22 protein-coding genes are annotated in these 25,506 nt (G+C 68.2%); 11 read left to right on the top strand and 11 right to left on the bottom strand.

Annotated features, from left to right (window positions below; translation table 11 throughout):
- Nucleotides 1–62 precede the first annotated feature (62 nt).
- The 6 genes from FEK34_RS18750 to FEK34_RS18725 all read left to right on the top strand — a co-directional run bounded on the left by FEK34_RS18750 (nucleotide 63) and on the right by FEK34_RS18725 (nucleotide 8,176).
- Nucleotides 63–1,328 carry a CynX/NimT family MFS transporter gene (locus FEK34_RS18750; RefSeq protein ID WP_138449326.1) on the top strand — a complete coding sequence of 422 codons (1,266 nt, stop codon included), beginning with the start codon at nucleotides 63–65 and terminating at the stop codon, nucleotides 1,326–1,328.
- Between the two features lie 296 nt (nucleotides 1,329–1,624).
- Entirely contained in the window at nucleotides 1,625–3,100 is a 1,476-nt protein-coding gene (locus FEK34_RS18745; RefSeq protein ID WP_138449324.1) for a nitrate/nitrite transporter, read from the top strand.
- 26 nt (nucleotides 3,101–3,126) lie between these two features.
- On the top strand, nucleotides 3,127–5,676 hold the full coding sequence (nirB, locus tag FEK34_RS18740; protein WP_138449322.1) for a nitrite reductase large subunit NirB: 2,550 nt from the start codon (nucleotides 3,127–3,129) through the stop codon (nucleotides 5,674–5,676).
- 129 nt (nucleotides 5,677–5,805) lie between these two features.
- Nucleotides 5,806–6,207 carry a nitrite reductase small subunit NirD gene (gene nirD, locus FEK34_RS18735; protein WP_138449320.1) on the top strand — a complete coding sequence of 134 codons (402 nt, stop codon included), beginning with the start codon at nucleotides 5,806–5,808 and terminating at the stop codon, nucleotides 6,205–6,207.
- A complete protein-coding gene (locus FEK34_RS18730; protein WP_138449318.1) occupies nucleotides 6,204–7,424 on the top strand; it encodes a uroporphyrinogen-III synthase in 1,221 nt (406 codons plus the stop codon). Before nirD ends, FEK34_RS18730 begins: the two co-directional genes overlap by 4 nt.
- Entirely contained in the window at nucleotides 7,421–8,176 is a 756-nt protein-coding gene (locus FEK34_RS18725; RefSeq protein WP_138449316.1) for a sirohydrochlorin chelatase, read from the top strand. The genes FEK34_RS18730 and FEK34_RS18725 overlap by 4 nt, the downstream gene beginning before the upstream one ends.
- Nucleotides 8,177–8,411: 235 nt before the next feature.
- Here the strand turns inward: FEK34_RS18725 and FEK34_RS18720 are convergent, their stop codons facing one another.
- Complete coding sequence (locus FEK34_RS18720; protein ID WP_138449314.1) at nucleotides 8,412–8,804, bottom strand: ArsR/SmtB family transcription factor; 393 nt, start codon at nucleotides 8,802–8,804, stop codon at nucleotides 8,412–8,414.
- 38 nt (nucleotides 8,805–8,842) lie between these two features.
- On the opposite strand from FEK34_RS18720, the gene FEK34_RS18715 reads away from it, so the two are divergent.
- Complete coding sequence (locus FEK34_RS18715) at nucleotides 8,843–10,216, top strand: MFS transporter (RefSeq protein ID WP_138449312.1); 1,374 nt, start codon at nucleotides 8,843–8,845, stop codon at nucleotides 10,214–10,216.
- A gap of 156 nt (nucleotides 10,217–10,372) precedes the next feature.
- Nucleotides 10,373–10,843 carry a flavodoxin family protein gene (locus tag FEK34_RS18710; protein WP_138449310.1) on the top strand — a complete coding sequence of 157 codons (471 nt, stop codon included), beginning with the start codon at nucleotides 10,373–10,375 and terminating at the stop codon, nucleotides 10,841–10,843.
- Here FEK34_RS18710 and FEK34_RS18705 read toward each other — a convergent pair whose 3' ends face one another.
- Together FEK34_RS18705 and FEK34_RS18700 are read right to left on the bottom strand one after the other, a co-directional pair.
- Nucleotides 10,844–11,179 carry a TfoX/Sxy family protein gene (locus FEK34_RS18705; protein ID WP_138449308.1) on the bottom strand — a complete coding sequence of 112 codons (336 nt, stop codon included), beginning with the start codon at nucleotides 11,177–11,179 and terminating at the stop codon, nucleotides 10,844–10,846.
- A gap of 75 nt (nucleotides 11,180–11,254) precedes the next feature.
- Nucleotides 11,255–11,710 (bottom strand): VOC family protein, encoded by a 456-nt coding sequence (locus tag FEK34_RS18700; protein WP_138449306.1) that lies wholly within the window; start codon nucleotides 11,708–11,710, stop codon nucleotides 11,255–11,257.
- Between the two features lie 172 nt (nucleotides 11,711–11,882).
- Between FEK34_RS18700 and FEK34_RS18695 the strand changes: the two genes are divergently transcribed.
- The 3 genes from FEK34_RS18695 (at nucleotide 11,883) to FEK34_RS18685 (ending at nucleotide 14,139) form a co-directional block, all read left to right on the top strand.
- Nucleotides 11,883–12,242 (top strand): VOC family protein, encoded by a 360-nt coding sequence (locus FEK34_RS18695; RefSeq protein WP_138449304.1) that lies wholly within the window; start codon nucleotides 11,883–11,885, stop codon nucleotides 12,240–12,242.
- 14 nt (nucleotides 12,243–12,256) lie between these two features.
- Entirely contained in the window at nucleotides 12,257–13,339 is a 1,083-nt protein-coding gene (locus tag FEK34_RS18690; RefSeq protein ID WP_138449302.1) for a CapA family protein, read from the top strand.
- 161 nt (nucleotides 13,340–13,500) lie between these two features.
- Nucleotides 13,501–14,139, top strand: a complete 639-nt coding sequence (locus FEK34_RS18685; RefSeq protein WP_138449299.1) for an NUDIX hydrolase — start codon at nucleotides 13,501–13,503, stop codon at nucleotides 14,137–14,139.
- A gap of 12 nt (nucleotides 14,140–14,151) precedes the next feature.
- On the opposite strand, the gene FEK34_RS18680 is transcribed toward FEK34_RS18685, so the two are convergent.
- From FEK34_RS18680 to FEK34_RS18645, 8 genes are all read right to left on the bottom strand, one after another.
- On the bottom strand, nucleotides 14,152–15,153 hold the full coding sequence (locus FEK34_RS18680) for an alpha/beta hydrolase (protein WP_138449296.1): 1,002 nt from the start codon (nucleotides 15,151–15,153) through the stop codon (nucleotides 14,152–14,154).
- A 174-nt stretch (nucleotides 15,154–15,327) separates the two neighbouring features.
- Nucleotides 15,328–15,750, bottom strand: coding sequence for a hypothetical protein (locus tag FEK34_RS18675; RefSeq protein WP_138449294.1), 423 nt, complete (start codon nucleotides 15,748–15,750; stop codon nucleotides 15,328–15,330).
- A gap of 6 nt (nucleotides 15,751–15,756) precedes the next feature.
- A complete protein-coding gene (locus FEK34_RS18670) occupies nucleotides 15,757–16,179 on the bottom strand; it encodes a DUF7718 family protein (RefSeq protein WP_138449292.1) in 423 nt (140 codons plus the stop codon).
- Nucleotides 16,180–16,246: 67 nt separating this feature from the next.
- Complete coding sequence (gene narI, locus FEK34_RS18665) at nucleotides 16,247–17,005, bottom strand: respiratory nitrate reductase subunit gamma (RefSeq protein ID WP_138449290.1); 759 nt, start codon at nucleotides 17,003–17,005, stop codon at nucleotides 16,247–16,249.
- Nucleotides 17,002–17,682 (bottom strand): nitrate reductase molybdenum cofactor assembly chaperone, encoded by a 681-nt coding sequence (narJ, locus tag FEK34_RS18660; RefSeq protein ID WP_138449288.1) that lies wholly within the window; start codon nucleotides 17,680–17,682, stop codon nucleotides 17,002–17,004. Before narJ ends, narI begins: the two co-directional genes overlap by 4 nt.
- A gap of 142 nt (nucleotides 17,683–17,824) precedes the next feature.
- Nucleotides 17,825–19,597, bottom strand: a complete 1,773-nt coding sequence (gene narH / locus FEK34_RS18655) for a nitrate reductase subunit beta (RefSeq protein ID WP_249359382.1) — start codon at nucleotides 19,595–19,597, stop codon at nucleotides 17,825–17,827.
- A gap of 11 nt (nucleotides 19,598–19,608) precedes the next feature.
- The gene (locus FEK34_RS18650) at nucleotides 19,609–23,343 is read right to left on the bottom strand and encodes a nitrate reductase subunit alpha (protein ID WP_138449284.1); all 3,735 of its coding nucleotides are present in this window, start codon (nucleotides 23,341–23,343) and stop codon (nucleotides 19,609–19,611) included.
- A gap of 374 nt (nucleotides 23,344–23,717) precedes the next feature.
- Nucleotides 23,718–25,478 (bottom strand): NTP transferase domain-containing protein, encoded by a 1,761-nt coding sequence (locus FEK34_RS18645; RefSeq protein WP_138449282.1) that lies wholly within the window; start codon nucleotides 25,476–25,478, stop codon nucleotides 23,718–23,720.
- Between the last annotated feature and the right edge of the window lie 28 nt (nucleotides 25,479–25,506).

Raw genomic sequence — 25,506 nt, 5'->3', positions numbered from 1 at the left:
CAACAGGGTACCGCTCGTCACATCGGCTTGCTCCCGTCATCCGGTCATCCTATGATTTCTCGGTGACCGCAACCCTGCCCGAGACCACCAGCAGCCCCGCAGGCTCGCCGACGGCCGCGCGTCGTCGTGCGCTGACCGAAGGCCGGCTGCTCGTACTCGCGGCGATCATCATGTCGGCGCTGGTGCTGCGCGTCGCGGTCACCGCCTTCACTCCGCTGGCCGAGGAGATCGGCCACGAGATCGGATACGGAACCGCCGTCGTCGGCGTGTTCGGCATGATCCCGACGCTGATGTTCTCGCTGTCGGGCCTGCTGACGCCGGTCATGGTGCGCAGGCTCGGCCTGGAACGCACCGCGCTGGTCGCCATGCTGATGGCCGGTCTCGGCATGCTCATCCGGGTGTTCGTCTCCGGCACCGCGGAACTGTTCGTCTTCTCCGCGCTGGCCCTCGGCGGCATGGGTGTCGGCAACGTCGTGATCCCGCCGCTGGTCAAGCGGTACTTCCCGGACCGGCTCGCGATCGTCAGCGCGCTCTACATCACCATGGTGCAGATCGGCACCGTGCTGCCCGCGCTGGTGGCGGTGCCGGTCGCCGAAGCGCACGGCTGGCGGATCTCGCTCGGTATGTGGGCGCTGCTCGGCTTCGCCGCGGCCATCCCGTGGTTCGGCGTGCTGCGCGACCGGCGCGGCCGCGACAAGGCCGACACCACCGCCCTGCCCGCCGACCCGCACGCCGCCACCGGCAAGGCCTGGCGCTCACCGGTGGCCTGGGGCATGGCCGGCATGTTCGGCATGACCTCGCTGACCACCTACTCGATGTTCACCTGGCTGCCCACGATCTTCGCCGACGCCGGCGCGAGCGCGGCCTTCGGCGGCACCATGGTCGCGTTGTTCGCGGTGGTCGGCCTGATCGCCGCGCTGACTGCGCCGACCGTTGCGGCCCGGATGTCCAATCCGTTCCCGGTGGTGATCGGCTGCGCGGTGTGCTTCTTCGTCGCCTTCACCGCGCTGCTGATCGCGCCGATGAGCGCGCCGATCCTGTGGGTGATCGTGCTCGGGCTCGGCCCGAGCACCTTCCCGATGGCGCTGACGTTGATCAACCTGCGCACCCGCACCCCGGCTGGTTCGGCCTCGCTGTCGGGCTTCACCCAGGGCGTCGGTTACGCGGTGGCCTGCGCCGGCCCGGTGCTGTTCGGCATGCTGCACACCGCCACCGGCGGCTGGGCGGTGCCGTTCGCCTTCCTCGGGGTGGCGGTGCTGGTGTTGCTGGCCGGCGCCTGGCAGGCGTGCAAGCCGCGCATGCTCGAGGACACCTGGTCGGCCCGCTGAACCAGGCTCCCGGTGCCGCTGCGAGGACATCGGCAGCGGCGCCGGATGTCATCGCGGTGCATTCGTAGGACTTGCGGCCGAGCGTGACGCAGGTCATGCTGACAGGCGACCTCACCGCGGCGAAGCGCGCGAGCAGGCGATTGGACACCTGCGGAAACCGTTGCGTCACATGCCGGAAACATCTCACCCACATTTCCCGTGCAGCGTGAGCAACCGTTGATTTGACGGTCATTTTCCGCAGCATTCCGGCAATACCCGTTTCCTACCGTTGGGCCAACCGATTTTGGGAGGCCCTGTTGTTGAGCACGCTGACGCGTAACCGCAACCTCGAGCATTGGGATGCCGAGGATGTCGCGGCCTGGGAAGCAGGCGGCAAGGACATCGCCAAGCGCAATCTGATCTGGTCGGTGGTCGCCGAGCACATCGGCTTCTCGGTCTGGTCGATCTGGTCGGTGATGGTGCTGTTCATGCCCGCCGACGAGTTCGGTATCGACCCGGCGGGCAAGTTCTTTCTCGCGGCGGTGCCGACCCTGGTCGGCGGGTTGCTGCGGATCCCCTACACCGTGGCCACCGCCCGCTTCGGCGGACGCAACTGGACCATCTTCAGCGCGTTCATGCTGCTCATCCCGACACTGCTGACGTTGTACTTCATCAACCAGCCGGGCACCTCGTACACCACGTTCTTGATCGTGGCCGCGTTCGCCGGCTTCGGTGGCGGCAACTTCGCCTCCTCGATGACCAATATCAACGCCTTCTACCCGCAGCGGCTCAAGGGCTGGGCGCTGGGCCTGAACGCGGCGGGCGGCAATATCGGCGTCCCGGTCATCCAGCTGCTCGGTCTGCTGGTCCTGGCCACCCTCGGCGATGGCTACGGCTCCCTGATCTGCGCGATCTACCTGGTGCTCGTCGCGCTGTCCGGTGTCGGGGCCGCGCTGTTCATGGACAACCTGAAGAACCAGAAGGCCGACCTGTCCTACATGGTGACGGCGTTGAAGGTGCCGCAGTCCTGGGCGATCGCCTTCCTCTACATCGGCACCTTCGGTTCGTTCATCGGTTACAGCTTCGCCTTCGGCCAGATCTTGCAGATCAGCTTCAAGGCGGGCGGCGACACCGTCGCGCAGGCCGCCGTGCATGCCGCGTCGATTGCCTTCATCGGCCCGCTGCTGGGTTCGCTGGCTCGCCCGTACGGCGGCAAACTGGCCGACCGCATCGGCGGCAGCAAGGTCACCATCGTCGTCTTCGGCGCGATGATGGCCGCCGCCCTCGTCGTCGGGCTGGCGAGCATGATGGCCGACCGCAACGGCGGTGTGGCCGACGGCAGCGTGATGACCATCATGGTCATCGGCTTCATCGCCCTCTTCATCCTCTCCGGGTTCGGCAACGGCGCGGTCACCAAGATCATCCCGTCGGTGTTCGACGCCAAGTCCAAGAGCCTGGACGCGAGCCCGGCCGAGCAGGCCGCCTGGTCGCAGAACACCTCGGGCGCGTTGATCGGGTTCGTCGGCGCCATCGGTGCGCTCGGCGGTGTCGGCATCAACCTGGTGCTGCGCTCGTCGTACGCGTCCACCCAGTCCGCGACCACCGCCTTCTGGGTGTTCATGGGCTTCTACGTCGCCTGCGCCCTCGTCACCTGGGCAGTGTTCCTGCGCAGGCCGAGCATGCGGGTCCGCGACTCCGGCACCGACGTCGTGGTCGAGGCCGAGGCCCTGGTTCTGGAAGCCGAGGCCGCCAACTCCACCACCCGGTCCACCAACTCGTCGGCTCGCGCCTGACACCGATCATCCACGGAGGGACAGTCATGAATCCGACAGTCGAACCCACTCAGCGCAAGACCGTGGTGGTCGCAGGCCATGGCATGGTCGGGCACCGATTCGTCGAGGCGCTGCGCTCCCGCGACGAGGCAGGCCAGTGGCAGGTCGTGATCCTCAGCGAGGAGAAGCTGGCCGCCTACGACCGCGTCGGGCTCTCGTCCTACGTCGGCAACTGGGATGCCAGCGCGCTCGCCCTGCCCGGCAACGAGTACGACGGCGACGATCTGGTGGAGCTGCGGCTGGGCCAGCGCGCCGAATCCATCGACCGCGCCGCCCGCAAGATCACCACCTCCACCGGTGAGACCATCGGCTACGACGCGCTGGTGCTGGCCACCGGTTCCTACGCCTTCGTGCCGCCGGTGCCCGGCCACGACAGCGAGGGCTGCTTCGTCTACCGCACCCTCGACGACCTCGACGGCATCCGTGACACCGCCGCCGCGGCCGGTCCCGGCGCGCACGGTGTGGTCGTCGGCGGCGGTCTGCTGGGCCTGGAAGCGGCCAACGCGCTGCGGCTGCTCGGCATGACCCCGCACGTCGTCGAATTCGCCGACCGGCTGATGCCCGCCCAGGTCGACGCCGGCGGCGCCGCCATCCTGGAGAAGCTGGTCACCGATCTGGGCCTGCACGTGCACACCGGTGTCGGCACCTCCTCGATCGAGACGGTCGAGGGCGCCGACCCGGCCACCAAGCTCAAGGTCACCCTGTCCGACGACAGCACCATCGACGCCGCGATGGTGGTGTTCTCCGCCGGCATCCGTCCGCGTGACGAGATCGCCCGCGAAGCCGGCCTCGAGGTGGGCCCGCGCGGCGGCATCATCACCGACCTGGGTCTGCAGACCTCGGACCCGAACATCTACGCCGTCGGTGAATGCGCCGCGGTCGAGGGTGTCTGCTACGGCCTGGTCGCGCCCGGCTACACCACCGCGGAGATCGTGGCCGACCGGCTGCTCGGCGGGGCGGGGGAGTTCCCCGGCGCCGATATGTCGACCAAGCTGAAGCTGCTCGGCGTCGACGTCGCCAGCTTCGGTGACGCGCACGGCACCACCGAGGGCGCGCTGTCGGTGGTGCTGCACGACGCCGCCAAGGGCACCTACGCCAAGCTGGTCATCTCCGATGACGCCAAGACCCTGCTCGGCGGCATCCTGGTCGGCGACGCCTCCCAGTACGCGGCGCTGCGCCCGCTGGTCGGCCGCCCACTGCCGGCCGAGCCCGCCGCGCTGATCTCCCCGGCCGGTGCCGAACTCGGCGCCGACGCCCTGCCCGACGACGCGCAGATCTGTTCCTGCAACAACGTCAGCAAGGGTGCGATCTGCGGTGCCATCGCCGAGGGCGCCTGCGATATCGCCGGTGTCAAGAGCTGCACCAACGCGGGTACCTCCTGCGGTGGCTGTGTGCCGATGATCAAGAAGCTGCTCGAGCAGTCCGGCGTCGAGATGTCCAAGGCGCTGTGCGAGCACTTCGAGCAGTCGCGTGCCGAACTGTTCGACATCGTGCAGGTCACCGGCATCCGCACCTTCTCCGAGCTGATCGGCAAGTACGGCAAGGGCACCGGCTGCGATATCTGCAAGCCCACCGTCGCCTCCATCCTGGCCTCGACCTCGAGCGATCACATCCTCGACGGCGAGCAGGCCGCGTTGCAGGACACCAACGACCACTTCCTGGCCAACTTGCAGAAGAACGGCACCTACTCGGTGGTGCCGCGGATGCCCGGTGGTGAGGTCACCGCCGAGCAGCTGATCGTGATCGGCGAGGTGGCCAAGGAATTCGACCTCTACGTCAAGGTCACCGGTGGTCAGCGCATCGACCTGTTCGGTGCGCGGGTGGACCAGCTGCCGCTGATCTGGAAGCGGCTGGTCGACGCGGGCATGGAATCCGGTCACGCGTACGGCAAGTCGCTGCGCACGGTCAAGAGCTGCGTCGGTTCCACCTGGTGCCGCTACGGCCAGCAGGATTCGGTCGGCATGGCCGTGCTGCTCGAAAAGCGTTACCGCGGACTGCGTTCCCCGCACAAGCTCAAGCTGGCGGTGTCCGGGTGCGCTCGCGAATGCGCGGAGGCGCGCGGCAAGGACGTCGGCGTGATCGCCACCGAGAACGGCTGGAACCTCTACGTCGGCGGTAACGGCGGCCTCACCCCGAAGCACGCCGTGCTGCTGGCCGGTGAGCTCGACGACGAGACGCTGATCAAGTACATCGACCGCTACCTGATGTTCTACATCCGCACCGCCGACCGGTTGCAGCGCACCGCGCCGTGGCAGGAATCGCTGGAAGGTGGCATCGAGTACGTCAAGCAGGTGGTCTGCGAGGACAGCCTCGGCATCGCCGCCGACCTGGAAGCGGCCATGGCCAAGCACGTCGAGGGCTACCGCGACGAATGGGCCGCGGTGCTCGAGGACGAGGACAAGCTCTCGCGCTTCGTGTCCTTCGTCAACGCGCCCGAGGAAGCCGACCCGACGATCTCGTTCGACGACAGCGGCGAGCGCAAGGTGCCGGTCCTGCTCGGACTGCCCGAGATGCCAGGGGTCGGCAGCCGGGCCTGAGCCGGCAGGGCGCGGCGTGTGCCCGGGATCTCGTCCCCGCCGCAACTGCTACGCCCGGGAAATGACTGCTTAACCGCGAGGAAACAGGGCGCCGGTACCAATGGGTAAGGCGTTTGGAGGAGAACCCCGATGACCGTGATCGAAACCACCGGCATTGCCCCGGCCACCACCGGATGGACCCAGGCCTGCCGTCTCGACTACCTGATCCCAGGCCGCGGCGTTGCGGTGTTGCTGAAGGGCGGCCGCCAGGCCGCGCTGTTCCTGCACTCCGACGGCGCGGTGTACGCCGTCGGCAATATCGACCCGTTCGGCCGGGCCGCGGTGATGTCGCGCGGCATCATCGGCGACCGGGGTGGCGTGCCCGTGGTGGCCTCGCCGCTGCTCAAGCAGGCGTTCTCGCTGATCGACGGGCGCTGCCTCGACGATGAGTCGGTGTCGCTGCCGGTGTACCGGGTGCGCGTCGACGACGGCATCGTCTCGGTGTCGAACGAACCCGTCGTCGGCGGTATGGACTCGGACGGATCGGCATGACGACTCTCGACGCGGGCGCGTCGCTCGCGGGCTTCACGGTCGGCATCACGGCCGCACGGCGTTCCGAGGAGTTCGCCACCCTGCTCACCCGGCGGGGCGCGACCATTGTGTCCGCGCCCGCCATCCGCATCATTCCGCTGGCCGACGACAACGAGCTCGAACGGGTGACCCGCAGGCTGGTCGACGATCCGCCGCAGATCACCGTCGCCACCACCGGCATCGGGTTCCGTGGCTGGATGGAGGCCGCCGAAGGCTGGGGGCTGGCCGAACAGTTGCGCGACACTTTGGCAAGCACCAGGGTGGTGGCTCGCGGCCCGAAGGCCAAGGGCGCCATCCGCGCTGCCGAACTGCGTGAGGAATGGTCGCCGGCCTCGGAGTCCTCGGCCGAGGTGCTCGATCACCTGCTGGCCGAAGGCGTGGAAGGCGTGCGGATCGCGGTGCAACTGCACGGCGCGACCACCGAATGGGAGCCGGTGCCCGACTTCTGTGAGGTGCTGCGCTGCGCCGGCGCCGATGTGGTGCCGGTGCCGGTGTATCGCTGGACTCCGCCCGACGACCAGGGCCCGATGGACCAGCTGATCGAGGCCATCGTCACCTCGAGCCTGGACTGCGTCACCTTCACCAGCGCACCCGCTGTGGCGTCGATGTTGATGCGCGCCAAGGAAACCGGGATGATCGAGGGTCTGCTGCACGCCTTGCGCGGGCGGGTGCTGGCCGCCTGTGTCGGGCCGATCACCGCGGCCCCGCTCGAGGAGCTCGGGGTGCCGACGTCGATGCCCGCGCGAGCACGCCTGGGTGCGCTGGCCCGTCACGTCGCCGAGGAACTGCCGCGGCGCGCCAACCGGATTCACGCGGCCGGGCACACGATCAGCGTGCGCGGTGGATGCGTGGTCGTCGACGGCGTGGTGCGTCAGCTCGCGCCCGCGCCGATGTCGCTGATGCGTTCGCTGGCCCGTCAGCCCGGCCGGGTCGTGTCCCGGGAGGATCTGCTGGCGGCGCTGCCCGGCGGCGGTGACGACACCCATGCCGTGGAGACGGCGATCGCGCGGCTGCGGGCGGGTCTCGGCACCCCGAAAGCCATTCAGACCGTGGTCAAGCGCGGCTACCGATTGGCGCTGGACCCGGCCGAATGTACCGACAACAACCCACGTCCCGTGGTGCCCGGAGTCGGAACGCCGACCCGGGCACCACGCTTTGCCCAGGCGGTCACGTGGTGAGCGCGCCCGCCCTGGTGCTGGTCGCGCACGGCACCCGCAGCACCAAGGGCGTGCAGATGATCGCGAGCCTGGCCGAGGCGGTCGCGCGTGAGCTCGACCGTCCGGCGCTGGACGGTGTGGAGGAATTCGGCGGCGTGCCCCGCGTGCGCACCGCGTTCGTCGACGTCCTCGGCCCCTCGCCGTCGGAGGTGCTGCGCGATCTGGCCGACCACGCGGATTCCGTTCCGGCCGTGGTGGTTCCGGCGTTCCTGGCGTCGGGCTACCACGTCTACCAGGACGTCCCCCGCGAAATCGACGACAGCGCCCACCCGGCCGTCGCGGTGACACCGGCCATGGGTCCTGATCCGGCCCTGGCCCGGATCATGCGCCTGCGCCTGCGCGCGGCAGGCTGGCGCCCCGGCGATGCGGTGGTCTTCGCGGCCGCCGGTTCGTCGGACGCCCGGGCCCGCCAGGACGTCCGCCGCGCCGCGGGCATGCTCGCCGAACACCTCGGCACGCCGGTCCGCATCGGCTACGTCGCCACCGGCGCACCCCGGGTGCCGGAGGTCGTCACGGAACTGCGCGAAACCGGCGCCCAGCGCGTCTTCATCGCCTCCTACCTGCTGGCCCACGGCCTCTTCCAGCAGCGCCTGCACGACGCGGGGGCGGACGGTGTCGCCGAACCGATCGGGGTTCACCCGGCCGTGGTGCGGTTGATCACCGAGCGCTACCGGGCCGGAGCGCGGGAGTTGGTGCGGACCCGGGTGCGGTGAGGGGCGACACGTCCTGACTCGCATTCAGGCAGGTCGTCGGCCGCCACCGAGCAGCTGGAAGCTCTCGGTGGGATATGGCGTGCACCGCTTGATGCGCGTATCCCGACGAGGTTCATGAGACTTGGCCGCGGCATGCCGTCAGCCTCATATACCCCTCGCGCAACGACCGCGAATGAGAGAGGTGCCGTGGTGTCGCGATTGCGCGATCAGTAGTACTCGGCACGTTACCGTTACCTCAGTTCTGACCGCCGATCCGATGTGAGATCGAGGGCACGTCCGCATCGGCGCGATGGTGCGGCGGAACCCCCGGCCCCGCATGTTCGGCGTTGTGGATCGCATCGATCACCAACTGCCGGACGTGGGCGTTCTCGATGCTGTAGTAGACCGTCGTGCCCTCGCGGCGAGTGCGGACGAGGCGGGCCATGCGGAGTTTGGCCAGGTGCTGGGAGACCGAGGCCGCGGGCTTTTCTACGTACTCGGCGAGTTCGTTGACCGAGCGTTCGCCGCTGGTCAGGGCCCAGAGGACGCGGATTCGGGTGCCGTCGGCGAGCATGCGGAAGATCTCGACGACCAGGTTCAGTTCGTCGTCGGGAATACGGGGCGGCAGTTTCTTGCTATCTGCATCCATACGTAGATAATAGACCTCGTAGGAAGCAGGAGCGCCCGATGATCACCTCGTTGTTCGCCAACCGCGACTATCTGCGGCTGTTCACCGCCCAGGTGGCCGCCCTGTTCGGTACCGGGCTCACCACGGTGGCGCTCGGCCTGCTCGCCTACGAACTCGCTGGGGCCGACGCCGCGGCGGTGCTCGGCATCGCGCTCACCATCAAGATGCTCGTGTATGTGACGGTGGCGCCGATCGTGGCGGCCTATGCCGACCGGTTCCCCCGGCGGCTGTTGCTCGTCGGCCTCAATGTGATCCGTGCGCTGGTGGTGCTGGCGCTGCCGTTCATCGACCAGATCTGGCAGATCTACGTGCTGATCGCGGTGCTGCAAACCGCCTCGGCCGCCTACACCCCGACCTATCAGGCGATCATCCCCGACATCCTGCCCGATGAACGCGAGTACACCAGGGCGCTGTCGGCCTCGCAGCTGGCTGCGACCATGGAGACGCTGCTCAGCCCGATGCTCGCCGCGGCGGCGCTGGCGCTGGTCAGCTTCCACTGGCTGTTCGTCGGGACCGCCATCGGTTTCGTGGTGTCGGCGGTGCTGGTGATCGCGACGCGGATCCCGGACGCGGGCACCGCATCGGACGCCTCCTTCCTGGCCCGCATCTCGGTGGGCATGCGCATCTTCGCCGCCACGCCACGGCTGCGTGGGCTGCTCGGCCTGAACCTGGTGGTCGCGGCGGCGGGCTCGGTGGTCATGGTCAACACCGTCAACTATGTGCGCGACACCCTCGGCGGCACCCAATCCGGTGTGGCGCTGTTGCTGGCCGCCAACGGGTTCGGCACCATGCTCGTCGCGCTGACGCTGCCCCGGGTACTCGACCACGTCGGTCCCCGGCCGGTGATGCTCACCGGCGCGGCCACCCTGCTCGCGGGCCTCGGCTCAGCCATCGCCTTGTCGACGGCTGCCGTCGGCGAATGGCGCTGGGGCGCAGTGCTCGCCGTCTGGGCGCTGATCGGCGCAGGCACCGCCGCCGTGCTGACCCCGACCGGTCAGGTGTTGCGGCGCTCGTCGCGGCCGGCCGATCGCCCGGCCCTGTTCGCCGCGCAGTTCTCGCTCTCCCACGTGGCCTGGCTGATCACCTACCCGATCACCGGATGGCTCAGCACCGCAGCCGGTTTCACCCTCACCTGGGTCACCCTGGCCGTGCTCGCCGCCACCGGACTCATCGTGGCGCTGCGCGCCTGGCCACGGCACGACCCGGCGGTGATCACCCACCTGCACGAAGTGGGCACCATCGACCCGGCCCGGCTGACCGACGCCGTTCAGGTGAGCGAGCGGCTGTACCAGCACACGCACGAGTTCGTCATCGATGCCGAACACCCGCGCTGGCCCAGCCGGTCGGCAGGTGACCTCGCTCTTGCCGGTTGAGTGCGAACCCTCGGCCCCAACCCCTCGGAAAGACAACGGCATTCCGGTCACCGAGCACGTCGTGTGCCCGTAGGCTGTCCACCGGGCTCCGAGGGGGCGGGGCCCACGGCACGCCTCGAACCCCCGCCGGACACCACAAACGCTGGGAGCTTCGATATGAAGGCCATCATCGTGTGCGCATCGGTTTCGCACGGCAACACCAGGCGTATCGCCGAGGTCATGGGCGAGGCACTCCAGGCACGAGTGGTCGATCCGGATCGGGTCGACGCGGGCGAGCTTGCCACCTACGACCTGGTCGGATTCGGTTCCGGTGTGCGCTACATGGACCTCTATCCGGAACTGCGGGAGTTCGTCGCTTCGCTGTCGGCACAGCAGCGCGGCAAGGCGTTCGTGTTCGCCACCAGTGGGCTCGCCGAACCGCCGTTCCGGCGCTACCTGCACAGCCTGAGCCGCACGCTCGAGCAGAAGGGTTTCGACGTCGTCGACACCTTCACCTGCCGCGGATACGACACCTGGCTGCCGTTGCGGCTGGTCGGCGGCCTCCACAAGGGCCATCCCGATGACAACGACCTCCAGGCCGCCCGGTCGTTCGCCGAGAACCTGCGCGCTCGGGTCGAAACCGCCTGATCAATCCTTGGGAGGCAGCGAGCGGGCGAACCCGACGCCTCGGTCCACCCATTCGCGCAGGCGGGTGTCGTCCTCGACGTGCGTCGCGGCCACCCGGACCCAGCCTGTCATCTCCCGCGAGCCCATCACCGCCTGCTGGACGTCGCCGTCGTCGATGAGCTGTTCGCCGAGTTCGGGACCGACCCGGACCAGCAGCCCGCCCTTCCCACTCACGGCCAGCGCCATATTGCCGCCGATCAGGAAGGACAGGCCGCCGAACATCTTGCGTTCGGCGACGGTGGGGCCGGGCTCGATGAGGTCGCGGATGCGTTCGGCCAGTTCCTCGTCGTATGCCATGGGACACAGTGTGGACCCCGGCACCGACAATCCCGGACCGATCGGCGGGTCCGGGATTCGCCGGAGACACCGGAATCAGGCGCGGTCGTAGGCGTCCTGCAAGGCCCGCACATCGATCTTGGACATGGTGCGCAGGGCCGTGCCGACGGCGATGGTTTTCGCCGGATCGTCGCCGCCCATGAGCTTCGGCAGCGCCGACGGCACCACCTGCCACCACAGCCCGTAGCGGTCGGTGAGCCAGCCGCACGGCCCGGGTTTGCCGCCGTCGGTGAGGGCGTCCCACAGGCGGTCGACCTCCTCCTGGGAGTCGACGACGATCTGCAATGACGCCGCGTCGGAGTGCGGATGGCCCGGCCCGCCGTTCATCAGGGTGACCGCGTGCCCGTCGAGATCGAGGGTGACGACGAAAGCCGCCCCGTCGTCATTGCGGGTGACCTCCACGACCCGCGAATTCGGCACCACCGACGCGTAGAACTCGCCGGCCTCCTCGGCGGCGGTGTCGAACCACAGGAAAGTGTTGACGCTGGACATGATGTTCTCCTCTGTTCGGGTGTGACGTGCTGTCATCCCGTAGTCGGAGCCCCCTCGACCTTCTCGACACATCTGCCTCGATTCGCCAGACGTTTTTTCGATCGGATCCGATGTGGTCGGCGAGGTGCGCAAACAACCACGACCCGCACACCGACGCTGATAGCGTTTCGACATGATCACCGGTGCGCATTCCATCCTCTACGCGAGCGACGCCGAGGCCGCCCGGGCGTTCTTCCGTGACGTCCTCGGCCTGGCCCATGTGGACGCCGGACACGGCTGGCTGATCTTCAAGTCGCCGCCCGCCGAGCTGGCCGTGCACCCCACCGGGCCCGCCGACGGCGGTCGCACCGAGATGTATCTGATGTGCGACGACCTCGCGTCCACGATCGCCGAGCTGCGCGCCAAGGGCGTCGAGATCGCCGACGAGATCGAGGAGGCCGGATGGGGCCGGGTCACCAGGGTGACCGTGCCCGGCGCCGGCGAGATCGGCCTCTACGAGCCGCTGCATCCGACCGCACACGACCTGGACTGATCAGCCGAGCGACCATGCCGGTCACGGTGCTGCTGGGAGGCGACGTCATGCTCGGCCGTGGCGTCGACCAGATTCTGCCGCGACCGGGCCGCCCCGAGCTGCGCGAGGGCTGGGTGCGCGACGCCAGGCAGTACGTCGAAGCCGCCGAGCGGGTGAACGGCCCCATACCGCGGCCGGTCGCCGCCGACTGGCCGTGGGGTGAGGTGCCGCGGATCCTCGACGACCTCGCACCCGATATCCGGGTCCTCAATCTGGAAACCGCGATCACCGCCGACGGCGACTTCGAACCGGACAAGGGCATCCACTACCGGATGCACCCGGGCAATATCGCGGCCCTCACCGCGATCGCGCCCGACGCCTGCGCGCTCGGCAACAACCATGCCCTCGATTTCGGGCGGCAGGGCCTGCTCGACACCCTCGACACTTTGGCGCGGACGCCGATCCGGGCGGTGGGCGCGGGCCGGGATCTGGCGGCCGCCCGAGCTCCCGCGATCTTGCCGCTGGCTCGAGGCCGCCGCGCGCTGGTCGTTTCGGTGGGAGCCAGGACCAGCGGCGTTCCCGCGTCGTGGGCGGCGGGCCCGGACCGGCCGGGCCTGTGGTGGATCGATCGTCCCGGCGCCCGCAGCGCCGAGGAGATCGCCGCCCAGCTCGCGGCCCATCGACGCCCCGGTGACCTGCTGATCGTGTCGGTGCACTGGGGGCCCAACTGGGGCTACGGAATCAGTAGGAGCGAACAGGAATTCGCGCACCGCTTGATCCGGGCGGGGGTCGACATCGTGCACGGTCATTCGGCGCATCATCCGCGGCCGATCGAGGTGTGGCGCGGTAAACCGATTCTGTACGGGTGCGGTGACGTCATCGATGACTACGAGGGCATCGGCGGTCATGAGACGTACCGACCGGATCTGCGCCTGCTGTACCTGGTCACCGTCGGGGGCGAACCAACTGTGCGGATGCTGCCGCTGTGTGTGCGGCGGATGCGGTTGCGGCGGGCCGGCGGTGTCCAGGCGCGCTGGTTGCGGGACCGGCTCGCCGATATCAGTGCCCGGTTCGGGACGCGGGTCCATCTCGATGCGGACGACCTGCTGACGATCTGACCGGTTGCGCACGGTGTTCCCGCACAGCGAACGTCCGCGTCCTCGCAGGGAGATGAGCAGCGTTATCGTCGGATGAATACCGGCCGCCGGCCAGGATGCCTCCGCCAGCGCATCTCGCTGCCGCGACCGCCGGACGGTTCGAACGACGGTGAGGTGCGTGGATGTCCGACGACGGCGCGAAACAATGGACGAGCTGGTCCGATGACGACACCAGGACCGCGCTGGCCGACGCACTGAGCCGGTTCCCCCGCCGAACCGTCGAACCGGACGGCTACAAGCCCGCCGCGGTGGCGCTGGCCGTCGTGACCGCCCCGGAAGGCCCGGGGATCTGGCTGACCGAACGCGCACCGACGCTGCGGGCGCATGCCGGACAGTTCGCCTTGCCGGGCGGCCGGTTGGACGCCGGTGAGGACGCGATCGCGGCGGCCCTGCGCGAACTACACGAGGAACTCGGGGTCGAACTGATGCGATCGGATGTGCTCGGATTACTCGACGACTATCCGACCAGATCCGGCTACCTCATGACTCCGGTGGTGGTGTGGGCAGGCGCCGATCCGGTGGTGATACCCAATCCCGCCGAAGTGGCTATCGTGCACCGGATTTCGTTCACGGAACTGGATGTCACGCCCGAGTTCGGTCGCATCGACGGGTCCGATCGCCCGCTCATCCGTTTGCCGCTGCTCGGCGGTCATCTGCACGCGCCGACAGCGGCGATCATGTATCAGTTCCGTGAGGTGGCGCTGCATCGCAGGCATACCAGGGTCGATCACATCGAACAGCCCCGTTTCGCCTGGGAATGACGCGACGGGCCGCTAGACCCCGAGCGCCGGCGCGAATACCGACCACGACTGATGCATGTCGTCCTGCCAGTACTCCCACGCATGCGTGCCCGCGCGCAGGTTGACCGTCGCCGGGATGCGCTGCGCGGCGAGGCTGTCCACCAGCGGGCGGGTGCATCCGCTGACGAAGGTCTCCATCGCGCCGCCGACGAGCATGCGGTCGGCCAGCTTGATCGGGTTGCCGTTGATATCGGGCGAGGCGAGGGTTTCGTGGACGCCCGGCCCGCCGTTACCGGAGGAGACGTAGACCGCGAGCCCACGCAGCCGGTCCAGATGCAGCATCGGATCGTGCTCGGCCCAGGCCGGATGCCCGGGCGGGCCCCACATATTGACGGCGTTCGCGCCGAACACGCCGAGCTGGGTGAACACCGTGGCCACCGCCATCGGATCGCTGGTCCGGGTGCAGCCGCTGAACGCCCCGACGGCCTGGTAGAGGCCGGGCGAGCGGATCGCCAGATTCAGCGCCGAAGTGGCCGACATCGACAGGCCCGCAACGGCATTGCGTCCCGAGGTCTGGAACCGGTCGGCCAGCAGCGGCGGCAGCTCCCGGCTCAGGAACGTCTCCCACTTGTTGCGGCCGAGCACCGGATCGTCGGCGAGCCAGTCGGTGTAGTAGCTGGCCCGCCCACCCATCGGCACCACCACATTGACGTGTTTGTCCGCGAAGAACTGCGCCACATCGGTGCGCCGCGTCCACGGTCCGCCGTCCTCGCCGCCGTCCACCGCGTTCAGCAGGTACAGGGTGGGGGCGCCGGCGCCGGGATGTGACATCCACAGCGTGATCGGCCGGTTCATGGCCGCCGAATGGACCACCACCTCGAGCTGGCGCCCACCCAGCGGACGCACCGACAGGATCGCGGAGGCGCCGGGGGCAGCGGCCGCGGGAGCGGGAAAGATCACCGCCACCACTGCGGTGGGTAGCAGGAACGCGCCGAGCGCGAGAAGGGACACCAGGCATCGCGGGAGCCGGTACATGACTGGTGTTCTACCACGAACCTACGGCGCGCCTCGTACACCGATCGGCGTGTTCGGCGAGTGTGTCGGCACGACCAGTATCGAGTGACACACCGCCGAGCCAACGTCCAGGAACTCCTCCCTCATGTTCCGCGGCAATGAGGCCACCGAGGACCAACCGATAACGGCTGGCAGTTAGGCGGGAGTCAACTGGACGGGCTTCGCATCACGTGCCCAGGCGGGTTGGCCGACGGCGTTGGAGATTTTGACCCCGTGTGGGCACTTCTGCACCCAGTCGAGGAACATACCGACCGTTGCGTTCGGATCCGGGCGTTCGCCATATGGAGTCATGTCATCCGACGCATCGACCAGAGCGCAGGATTCATCGATGACCGACGCCATCCGTACCGTGCCGTCGCCACGCACGAACAGATTGGCGTAGCCGCCGACGGCGCGAATCCGACCGAGAAGTGTGGACAGTGCTTCATCCTCGAGCGCGACGACTACTGGGCAGCTGCCATCGACACCCGTCACCGGCAGTTCATAGTCCGCAAGAGCACCCATCGCGAGATTGAAATTCACCTCGCGACGAAATGCGTCTAGCAGTGACTGGTTCATGATCAATCACGCTCCTCTGTCACGGATGATACGCGCTCGTTGGTCTGCCAGGACCTGAACTCGGCTGAACGCATGTTCCACGTCGGCTGGCCCGTCGAGTTTGTAGAGGCTGCGAGCGTTCTCGTCGTCGTTGTCGACGTGCAGATGGCAATGCCCGTGGCAGCAGTCGACCCGCTCAACCGACGTCCAACCGTCTGATGTCAAGACTTGCACATTGATCACAAAATCTGCGATCTGCCCGTTGGCTCGCCAGATGTTGAATTGCAGTCGGACGGTGCCGAGGTCATCGACAGGGGTGTCCCATTGCCGATAGCGACACTTTTCACGGTCGGGCGGGGCATAGGTTCCATGAGGTGAATCGAGCTGTTCGAATGCCGATTTGCTCGCCTCGCGGAGCGCTCGCTTGTTCTGCTGACCACGTCGGACCACGCGGCAACACTAGCGGCTCATTCCCCCAACAACGCACTGCGACCGATGATCCCGGTTGAGTCGGCCCCTACCTCCACCGCTCCGGAGTCACCGGCGAATCCCAGGCGCGGGAGTAACGTCGCTTGTCCGGAGCGGCTACTTCCTTGCTGCGGTAGACGACATAAGGGCGGACCAGGTAGCCGATGGGGGCGCTGAACATGTGGACCAGGCGGGTGTAGGGCCACAGGAAGACCAGGGTGAGGACGACCAGGCCGTGCAGCTGGAACGGCCAGGGGGTGTCGACCATCAGTTCGGGCTGGGGGTTGAGGGTGAACAGGCTGCGGAACCAGGGAGAGACGGTTTCGCGGTAGTTGTAGGTGCCGAACAGCAGGTTGGCGCCCCAGGTGTTCATCAGGCCGGTGACCAGGGCGGCGGTGAGCAGCGCGTACATGAGTTTGTCGTTGCCGGTGGTGGCCTTGCGGACCGCGGTGACGGTGAAGCGGCGGTAGAGCAGGATGGCGACGCCGGCCAGCACCGACAGCCCAGCGACCGAACCCGCGCCGACGGCGATCAGGTGGTAGGTGTGCTCGCTGATGCCGACGGCCTCGGTCCACGATTCGGGGATCAGCACGCCCAGCACGTGGCCGCCGAAGACGCCGACCATGCCGAAGTGGAACAGCGGGCTGCCCAGCCGCAGCAGGCGGGTCTCGTAGACCTGTGAAGAGCGTGTGGTCCAACCGAATTGGTCGTTGCGGTAGCGCCAGATGTGGCCGAGCACGAACGAGGTGAAGGCGATGTAGGGCAGGATCAGCCACAGTTCGGTCGGCAGGTGCAGTGCAGTGTTCATCGACGGCCTTCGGCTTGTTCGAACATCGTGGGATCCATCGCGAAGGGGTCGAGCCCGACCTCTTCCTCCGGCGGACCCTGGGCGGCGAGTTCGGCGATCTTGCGCCGATCGGCGGTGGTCAGCGGCGGCAGCGTGGCGACGACAGCCGCTAGCGCACCCGCGTAGGGGGAACCGCTGTCCGACAGCGACAGTCGCAGCAGCTCCAGCACCGGGACATGCTCGCCGAGCAGGCGCTCACCGCCGATCGGGTCGACGGTGGCCGCGAACTCCAGCAGCACCGGCAGATGGTCGGGCAGTTCCTCGTCGCCGAGTTCGACCCCGGCGTGCCGGTAGGCGTGCTTGAACCGCAGCAGCGCCATACCGCGTTTGCGGGTGTCGCCGTAGGCGTAGAACGTCAGGTGCAGGCTGGCCCGGCGGCGCATATCGAAGGTTTCGACGTACTGCGCGGCCAGTTCCAGTGGGGGAGTCGTTCGCAGATGCAGCACCACGGCCTCGAGCGGCGACCGCACCGCGTCGGGCAGCTGCGCCACCGCTTCGGCCAGCTGGTCGAGCACCTTCAGCGTGTCCGCGCTCGGGTAGTCGAGCAGCAGCGCGGCGGTGCGCCACACCAGTCGGCGGTCGCGATCACTCAGGGCGACAACGGGTTCCGGACGCCGCCGGATCTTCAGCAGCGCCATGGCGAGCCTCCGGTCGTATTCACGCGGGTGGCAGACGCAGCAAGCACGTCCTGTCGCGCCTCGGCGACCACATGGGTCCGGCCCGACGCGGCGGGTTTCGCGATGGTGGGGGTCGGCGCCGCGCAGTGACGCGACGGCCCGCTCATGGCCGTCCGCCTGTCGAACTACCCGCGGTGTCGGCCAGTTCGCCGCCGGGAGTGGGCGTGTCCGTGCCGCCGGCTCCGTTGCCGTTCACCCCGTTGGTAGACCCGTTGACGGCATGATCCCCGGCTTTCCCGTTCGTCCCGCCGCCGGATCCGTGCACGGCCTGATCGCCGGCGTGGCCGTTGTTCGCACTCGGCAGCAGCCCCGAGGTGCTCTTGCCGTCCCAGTTCAGCAGGTTGATCCGCCCCGACTTCTCCTCCGGCGCGGCCTGATTGGTGTCGGTGAGCTGGAACTTCTCCACCATCTGGTCGAACGCGGTCATCCCCGGACCGCCGTCGGTGTCGAGCGAGCAGCCGGTGGCCAGCGAATCCAGTTCGTGCGCCTTGGACGTCGCGCCCTGCGGGATGACGTAGCGGTGCTCGTACTTGGCGATGGCCAGCAGCCGGTACATCGCCTCGATCTCCTCCGGCTCCAACCGCACCGAGGGCGCGATCGACGGATCGGGCTCCATACCCAGGTTCACCGACCGCATGAACGAGCGCATCGCCGCGAGCCGCTGCAAGGAGGCTCGCACCGGGCCGATCTCACCGGCGGTGAACAGTTCGGCCAGGTACTCGACCGGGATGCGCAGCGCGTCGATGGCGCCGAACAGGTTGCCCGCGTCCTCGGCGTCGTGCCCGGTCTCCGACAGCACGTCGACCACCGGCGACAGCGGCGGCACGTACCAGACCATGGGCATGGTGCGGTATTCCGGATGCAGCGGCAGCGCGATCTGGTAGTCGACGATCAGTTTGTAGACCGGCGAATCCTGCGCGGCCTGAATCCAATCCGGTGAGATGCCCGCCCGTTCGGCCTCGGCGATCACTCGCGGGTCGTGCGGGTTGAGGAACACGCCGAGCTGCGACGGGTACAGGTCCTTGGTGTCGGTGACGGAAGCGGCCTCGAGCACGGCGTCGGCGTCGTAGAGCATCACGCCGATGTAGCGCAGCCGTCCGACGCAGGTCTCCGAGCACACCGTCGGGATGCCGACCTCGACGCGCGGATAGCAGAACGTGCATTTCTCGGCTTTGCCGGTCTTGTGGTTGAAGTAGATCTTCTTGTACGGGCAGCCGGTGATGCACTGGCGCCAGCCACGGCATTTGTCCTGGTCGACGAGCACGATGCCGTCTTCGGCGCGCTTGTAGATCGCACCCGACGGGCACGAGGCGGCACACGAGGGGTTCAGGCAGTGCTCGCAGATGCGCGGCAGGTAGAACATGAAGGTCTCTTCGAACTCCAGTTTCACCTTCTTCTCGAGCTTGCCGAGCAGCGGGTCCTTACCGACCTGCTCCGGGCCGCTGCCCAGGTCGTCGTCCCAGTTGGCACCCCAGGTGACCTTGGTGTCCTCGCCGGTGATCAGCGATTTCGGCCGGGCCACCGGGGTGGTGTCGGTGGGCGGGGAGGACAGCAGGTTGTCGTAGTCGTAGCTCCACGGTTCGTAGTAGTCCTCGACCGTCGGCAGGTCCGGGTTGGCGAAGATGTTGAGCAGCCGCTTCATCCTGGACCCGGACTTCAGGGTCAGCTTGCCGCGCTTGTTCAGCGCCCAGCCGCCCTTCCACTTCTCCTGGTCCTGGTATTGGCGCGGATAACCCTGACCGGGCCGGGTTTCCACATTGTTGAACCAGACGTACTCGGTGCCACCGCGGTTGGTCCAGGCCTGCTTGCAGGTGACCGAACAGGTGTGGCAGCCGATGCATTTGTCGAGGTTCATGACCATCGCCAGCTGTGCCATGACGCGCATAGTTAGTACTCCACTTCCTGGCTGCGCCGACGAATGGTGGTGACTTCGTCGCGCTGGTTTCCGGTCGGCCCGTGGTAGTTCAGGGCGAACGACTGCTGGGCGTAGCCGCCGATGAGGTGGGAGGGCTTGATCATGATCCGGGTGAGCGCGTTGTGGATACCGCCGCGCTTGCCCTTGCCGTTGAAGGGTTTACCGGAGGCCGCGCTGTCGTCGGGACCCTCGATACGCGGTACGTCCACCGCCCGGTCCTGGGCGTGGTACATGAACACGGTGCCCTCGGGCATCCGGTGGCTGACGATGGCGCGGGCGACGACCACACCGTTGCGGTTGATCGCCTCGATCCAATCGTTGTCGGCAACACCGATCTTCGCCGCGTCCTTCTCCGACATCCAGATCGTCTGCCCGCCGCGTGACAGCGTCAGCATGTGCAGGTTGTCCTGGTAGGCGGAGTGGATCGACCACTTCGAATGCGGGGTCAGGTAGCGCACCGTCACGCCGCGTTCGCCGACCTCGCCGACGTTCGGTTCGCGGAACAGCGCCGTCATGTCCAGCGGTGGCCGGAAGATCGGCAGCTGTTCGCCGAGTTCGATCATCCAGTCGTGGTCGAGGTAGAAGTGCTGGCGTCCGGTGAGGGTGTGCCAGGGCTTGAGCCGTTCCTTGTTGATGGTGAACGGGGAGTAGCGGCGGCCGCCGGTCTCGCTGCCGGACCATTCCGGCGAGGTGATGACCGGGACGGGGCGGGCCTGGGTGTCGGCGAAGGTGATTCGCTTGCCCTCGTGTTCGGCGGCCAGATCGGCCATTTCGGTGCCGGTGCGCCGTTCCAGCGCCTCGAAACCTTCGACGGCGAGGCGGCCGTTGGTGGTGCCCGACAGCGCGAGGATGGCCTCGGCGGCGTGGGTGTCCTTGGCCAGCGACGGACGTCCCTGCGCGACGCCCGACACCACCGTGCCGTTCATACCCGCCAGGTATTCGACTTCCTGATCGGGCAGCGTGGTGACGCCCTTGGTGGTCAGGCCGAGCGTCTCCACCAGCGGCCCGAGCGCGGCCATCTTCTCCGCGATCTTGCCGTAGTCGCGCTCGACGACCACCAGTTTCGGCATGGTCTTACCCGGAATGGGTTCGCATTCACCGGCTTTCCAGTCCAGCACGCGTCCACCGGCCTGGGCCATGGCATCGGGCGAATCGTGCTGCAACGGCACCGCGACGATGTCCTTGCGCACGCCGAGATGCTTTTCCGCCATCCAGGAGAACCCGCGGGCGATCCGGTGGAAGGCGTCGAAATCGGTCTTGGCCTCCCACGGCGGGGAGATGGCGGGGGAGAAGGCGTGCACGAACGGGTGCATGTCGGTGGAGGACAGGTCGTGCTTCTCGTACCAGGTGGCGGCGGGCAGCACGATATCGGAGAACAGCGTGGTGCTGGTCATCCGGAAGTCCAGCGACAGCAGCAGATCCAGCTTGCCGGTGGGTGCTTCCTCGCGCCAGTTCAGCTCCTGCGGGCGCACGCCGGTGGCGTCGGAGGTTTGCAGGTTGGAGCCGCAGCCCAGCAGATGCTTCTGGAAGTATTCGTTGCCCTTACCGGAGGAGCCGAGCAGGTTGGCTCGCCACACGGTGAGCACGCGCGGGAAGTTCTCGGGCGCGTCGGGGTCCTCGCAGGCGAAGTTCAGCTCACCGGATTTCAAGCCGTCGACCACGTGCTCGGCCGGCGATTTGCCCGCCTGCTCGGCCTCGTCGGCCAGATCGAGGGGATTGCGGTCGAACGTCGGATAGGTCGGCATCCAGCCGAGACGGCTGGCGAGGGCGATATTGTCGGCGGCCGTGCGGCCGGCGAACCGGCCTTCGCCCAGCGGGGAGGCGAAGGTGTCGGAGGTGAACGGGTCGTAGCGCCACTGATCGTTGGTCAGGTACCAGAACACGGTGCCCTGCATCTGGCGCGGCGGACGCTGCCAGTCGGTCGCGAAAGCCAGCGTGGACCACCCGGTCACCGGACGGCACTTCTCCTGGCCGACGTAATGGGCCCAGCCGCCGCCGTTGACGCCCTGGCAGCCGGTCAGCAGCGTCAAGGTGAAGAACGCGCGGTAGATCTGGTCGGAGTGGAACCAGTGGTTGGTGCCCGCACCCATCAGGATCATCGAACGGCCGCCGGAACGGTCGGCGTTATCGGCGAATTCGCGGGCGATGCGGGCGGCCTGTTTGGCGGGCACGCCGGTGATCGACTCCTGCCAGGCCGGGGTGTAGGGCTCGGAGGGGTCGTCGTATCCGGTGGGCCAGCTGCCGGGCAGGCCACTGCGCGCCACGCCGTACTGGGCCAGCAACAAGTCGAACACCGTGGTGACGCGCTTGCCCGCCAGGAACATCGTCGGCACGCCGCGGGTCAGCACATCCGGGGTGTCGGTGTCGAAGCGCGGGAACTGCACGGCCGCAGCGTCGTCGGTGCGGCCGTGCAGGGTCAGCAGGGGATCGACGTCACCGAGATCCAGATTCCAGCGTCCGGTGCCGTCCTCGCCGAAGCGGTCGCCCAGAGATCCGTTGGGCACCACCGGATTACCGTCGGCATCCAGCAGCACGGTGCGGAATTCGGCGGCCTCGGCGCCGCTGCCGAGGTCGGCGGAGGTGAGGAATTTGCCGGGAACGAAGACGCCGTCGCGTTCGTCGAGCGTGATCAGGTACGGCAGATCGGTGAAGCGCTTGATGTAGTCGAGGAAGCGCGGCGTGGACTTCTCGACGAAGAACTCCTTGAGCACCACATGGCCCATGGCCATGGCCAGCGCGGCATCGGTGCCGGGGCGGGCGGGCACCCATTCGTCGGCGAACTTGGTGTTGTCGGCGTAGTCGGGGGAGACCACGACGACCTTCTGGCCGCGGTAGCGGGCCTCGGTCATGTAGTGCGCGTCCGGGGTCCGGGTCACCGGGACGTTGGAGCCCCACATGATGAGGTAGCCGGCGTCGAACCAGTCGGCCGACTCCGGCACGTCGGTCTGATCGCCGAAGACCTGCGGTGAGGCCACCGGCAGGTCGGCGTACCAGTCGTAGAACGACAGCATCGAACCGCCCAGCAGCGAGATGAACCGCGCGCCCACCGCATGGCTGACCATCGACATGGCCGGAATCGGCGAGAAGCCGGCCACCCGGTCGGGCCCGTACTGTTTGATCGTGTAGACGTGTGCGGCGGCCGCGATCTCGGCGGCTTCCCACCACTCCGCACGGACGAAGCCACCCTTACCGCGAGCCTCCTTGTAGGCCTTGGCCTTTTCGGGGTCCTCGACGATCTCACCCCAGGCCAGCACCGGGTCCTTGAGTCGCGCCTTGGCCTCGCGATACAGCTCGAGCAGGGTGCCGCGCACATACGGGTAGCGCACCCGGGCGGGGGAGTAGGTGTACCAGGAGAACGACGCGCCACGCGGGCAGCCGCGCGGCTCGTATTCGGGCTTGTCCGATCCCACCGAGGGGTAGTCGGTCTGCTGCGACTCCCAGGTGATCACGCCGTCCTTGACGTAGATCTTCCAGGAACACGAGCCGGTGCAGTTGACGCCGTGGGTGGAGCGCACCACCTTGTCGTGGGACCAGCGGTCGCGGTAGAACTCGTCGGCGCTGCGGCCGCCGGTCTTGTGCACGGTGCGGTGGTCGGCGGAGATTTCGCCGCGGTGGAAGTATTTGCCCAGCCGCAGGAGGGCGTCGCCGGCGTCGGGCCGGTGAGCCGAATCGGAGGGCGCGGAACCCTGAGTGCGTGAATTAACCACGACGCCCCCTTCGAGCGGTGAAATCGGGCTGATGTCCCGACTGTAAGGAGGCGGCGACCGGCGTCCAAACGAATCTCTCACAGCGCTCAGCGCGCCTTGGTGAGCTGTGAGGTGAGCGCAACCCGGTTGTCATTCCGCGGGGTACGGACAGTACCTCGATAGCGGGCGCGACCTGGGAAAACGCGCCACCGGCACCCGGTGTCCAGAGTTACGAGGCCGGCTCCGGGACCGATCGGTGAAGCTTTGGAAACCGCCGCTTCTCGGTCGCTTTACATTTGTTAACACAGCGAAAGTGGCGGGCACCACTCCTATTCGCGATTATTTGCCGAATTTCCGATCTTTTCCCCGGCGACGCGAGTTCGATGCGGCGTATCTCAGCCCGGCAGCGGCAGGAATTCGACCAGCACACCGTCGGGGGCGTCGGCGGGCACGATGACGAGTCCGTCGTGGCCGAGTAGCCCACCGAGGTGGGCGGTGCGGACCGCGGGTTCGCCGCGCCAGCCGCCGCTCGGGTCTGCCACGGCGGGGACGATGCGCGGGACCGGGCCGGCGATCTCGCTCGCGTTGTGCAGTGGTCCCAGCAGCGGTCGCGCCGGACGGGCACCGGTGCGGCCCTCGACCACCGCACCCGCCAGGGCGGTGAGCACCGCGACGGCGGCGAACGGATTTCCGGGTAGGCCGAGGACCGTCGCGCCCGAGTTCAGCTCCGCGACGACGGTCGAGCCGCCCGGGCGCAGCCGCAAACGATGCACAAGGATGCGGGCGTCGGCGCGGCTGAGCGCGGCGCGGAGTTGATCGGCGGCGCCGGAACCGGTCGCCCCTACCACGACCAGCAGGTCGAAACCCTCGGTGCCGGTGAGCACCTCGTCGAAGCCATGCGGTGTGTCACGCAGGTGGACCCGGTCAACGGTGCGAATGCCGTGCCTGGCCAGCAGATCCGGCAGGATCGGGCCGATGGAATCGCGAGTCTGCCCGCCGTGCAAGGGGCCGGATGCGCGAATCTCGTCGCCGGTCATGATGATCCGGGCACGCACCGGCCCGCGCACCGCGGCTTCGGGTACCTCCACCGCGGCGGCAGTGGAGATCAGCGCGGGCGTGACCGGAGTGCCCTCCTCGGCGATGAGGTCACCGCGCTCCAGATCCTCGCCGCGGTGGCGGATATCGCCGCGGACCGGCGTGTCGGGCAGCCGGCGCAGGTAATTGTCGGTGCCGACATCGGCGAACTCGTCGCGCAGCACGGCGGTGGTGCCGTCGGGCACGTGCGCACCGGTCGCGATCCGCACGGCCTCACCCGGGAGCAGCCCGACCGGACGCTGTCCACCAGCGAAACCGATATCGGCGCGCAACCGCCACGGCCCGTCACCCGCGACGGCGTAGCCGTCCATGGCCGAGACGTCGAATCGCGGCAGCGGCCCCGCCGCCCGGATCGGCGCCGCCAGCGCCGCACCCGTGACCTCGAACAGCTCGGTGTGATAGGAGGTCAGCCGGGAGAGGTTGTCGCGCAATGTTTGTCGCGCTTCGTCGAGGGTGGACGGCGGCGGCAGGTGGCCAGGAGCATGGCCGGCATCGGCGACGGCCCGGGCGGCGCGCACCTCCTCGTCGGTGTCGCAATCGGTGATGCCGTCCAACCGCACCATCACCGTGTCGTCCGGCACCAGCGCCTTCATCGGCTGATTGACCAGCGAATCCAGCCGGGCGAGCCGCGCGGTCAGCGCGTCGCGGCGCCACACACCGATCAGGTATTGCGGGCGGCCGGATTCGTCGGCCGCGAATACCGCGTCGGCCCCGGACTGATCGCTGCGCCGCAGCAAATCGGCCACCGCCCATTCGGTCAGGAACGGCAGATCTGCGGCGAGTACCACGATGCGCGGGGCGGCCTCGGCGCCGAGTGCACGCAGCCCGGCGCCGATCGCGGCGACCGGTCCCGCGCCCGGCGGCACCTCACGCACCTGCCGGACGGCCGGATCCAATTCGGCCCTGCGTGGTCCGACGACGACGGTCCGCCCGCAGGCCGCGACCGCGTCGAGCGCGACATTCAGCATGGACCGTCCCCCGATGACGATCGCCGGTTTGTCGACACCACCCATCCGGCTCGCCCGGCCCCCGGCGAGCACGATCGCATCGGCGGCCGTCACCGGCCGCGGCCCTCGCTGTGGTTCGACA

It is taken from the genome of Nocardia cyriacigeorgica (assembly GCF_005863245.1).
In the GTDB taxonomy this organism is placed as follows: domain Bacteria; phylum Actinomycetota; class Actinomycetes; order Mycobacteriales; family Mycobacteriaceae; genus Nocardia; species Nocardia cyriacigeorgica_C.
The sequence above is the reverse complement of the archived record's forward strand: the minus strand, read 5'-3'. Positions and strand labels throughout refer to the sequence as shown.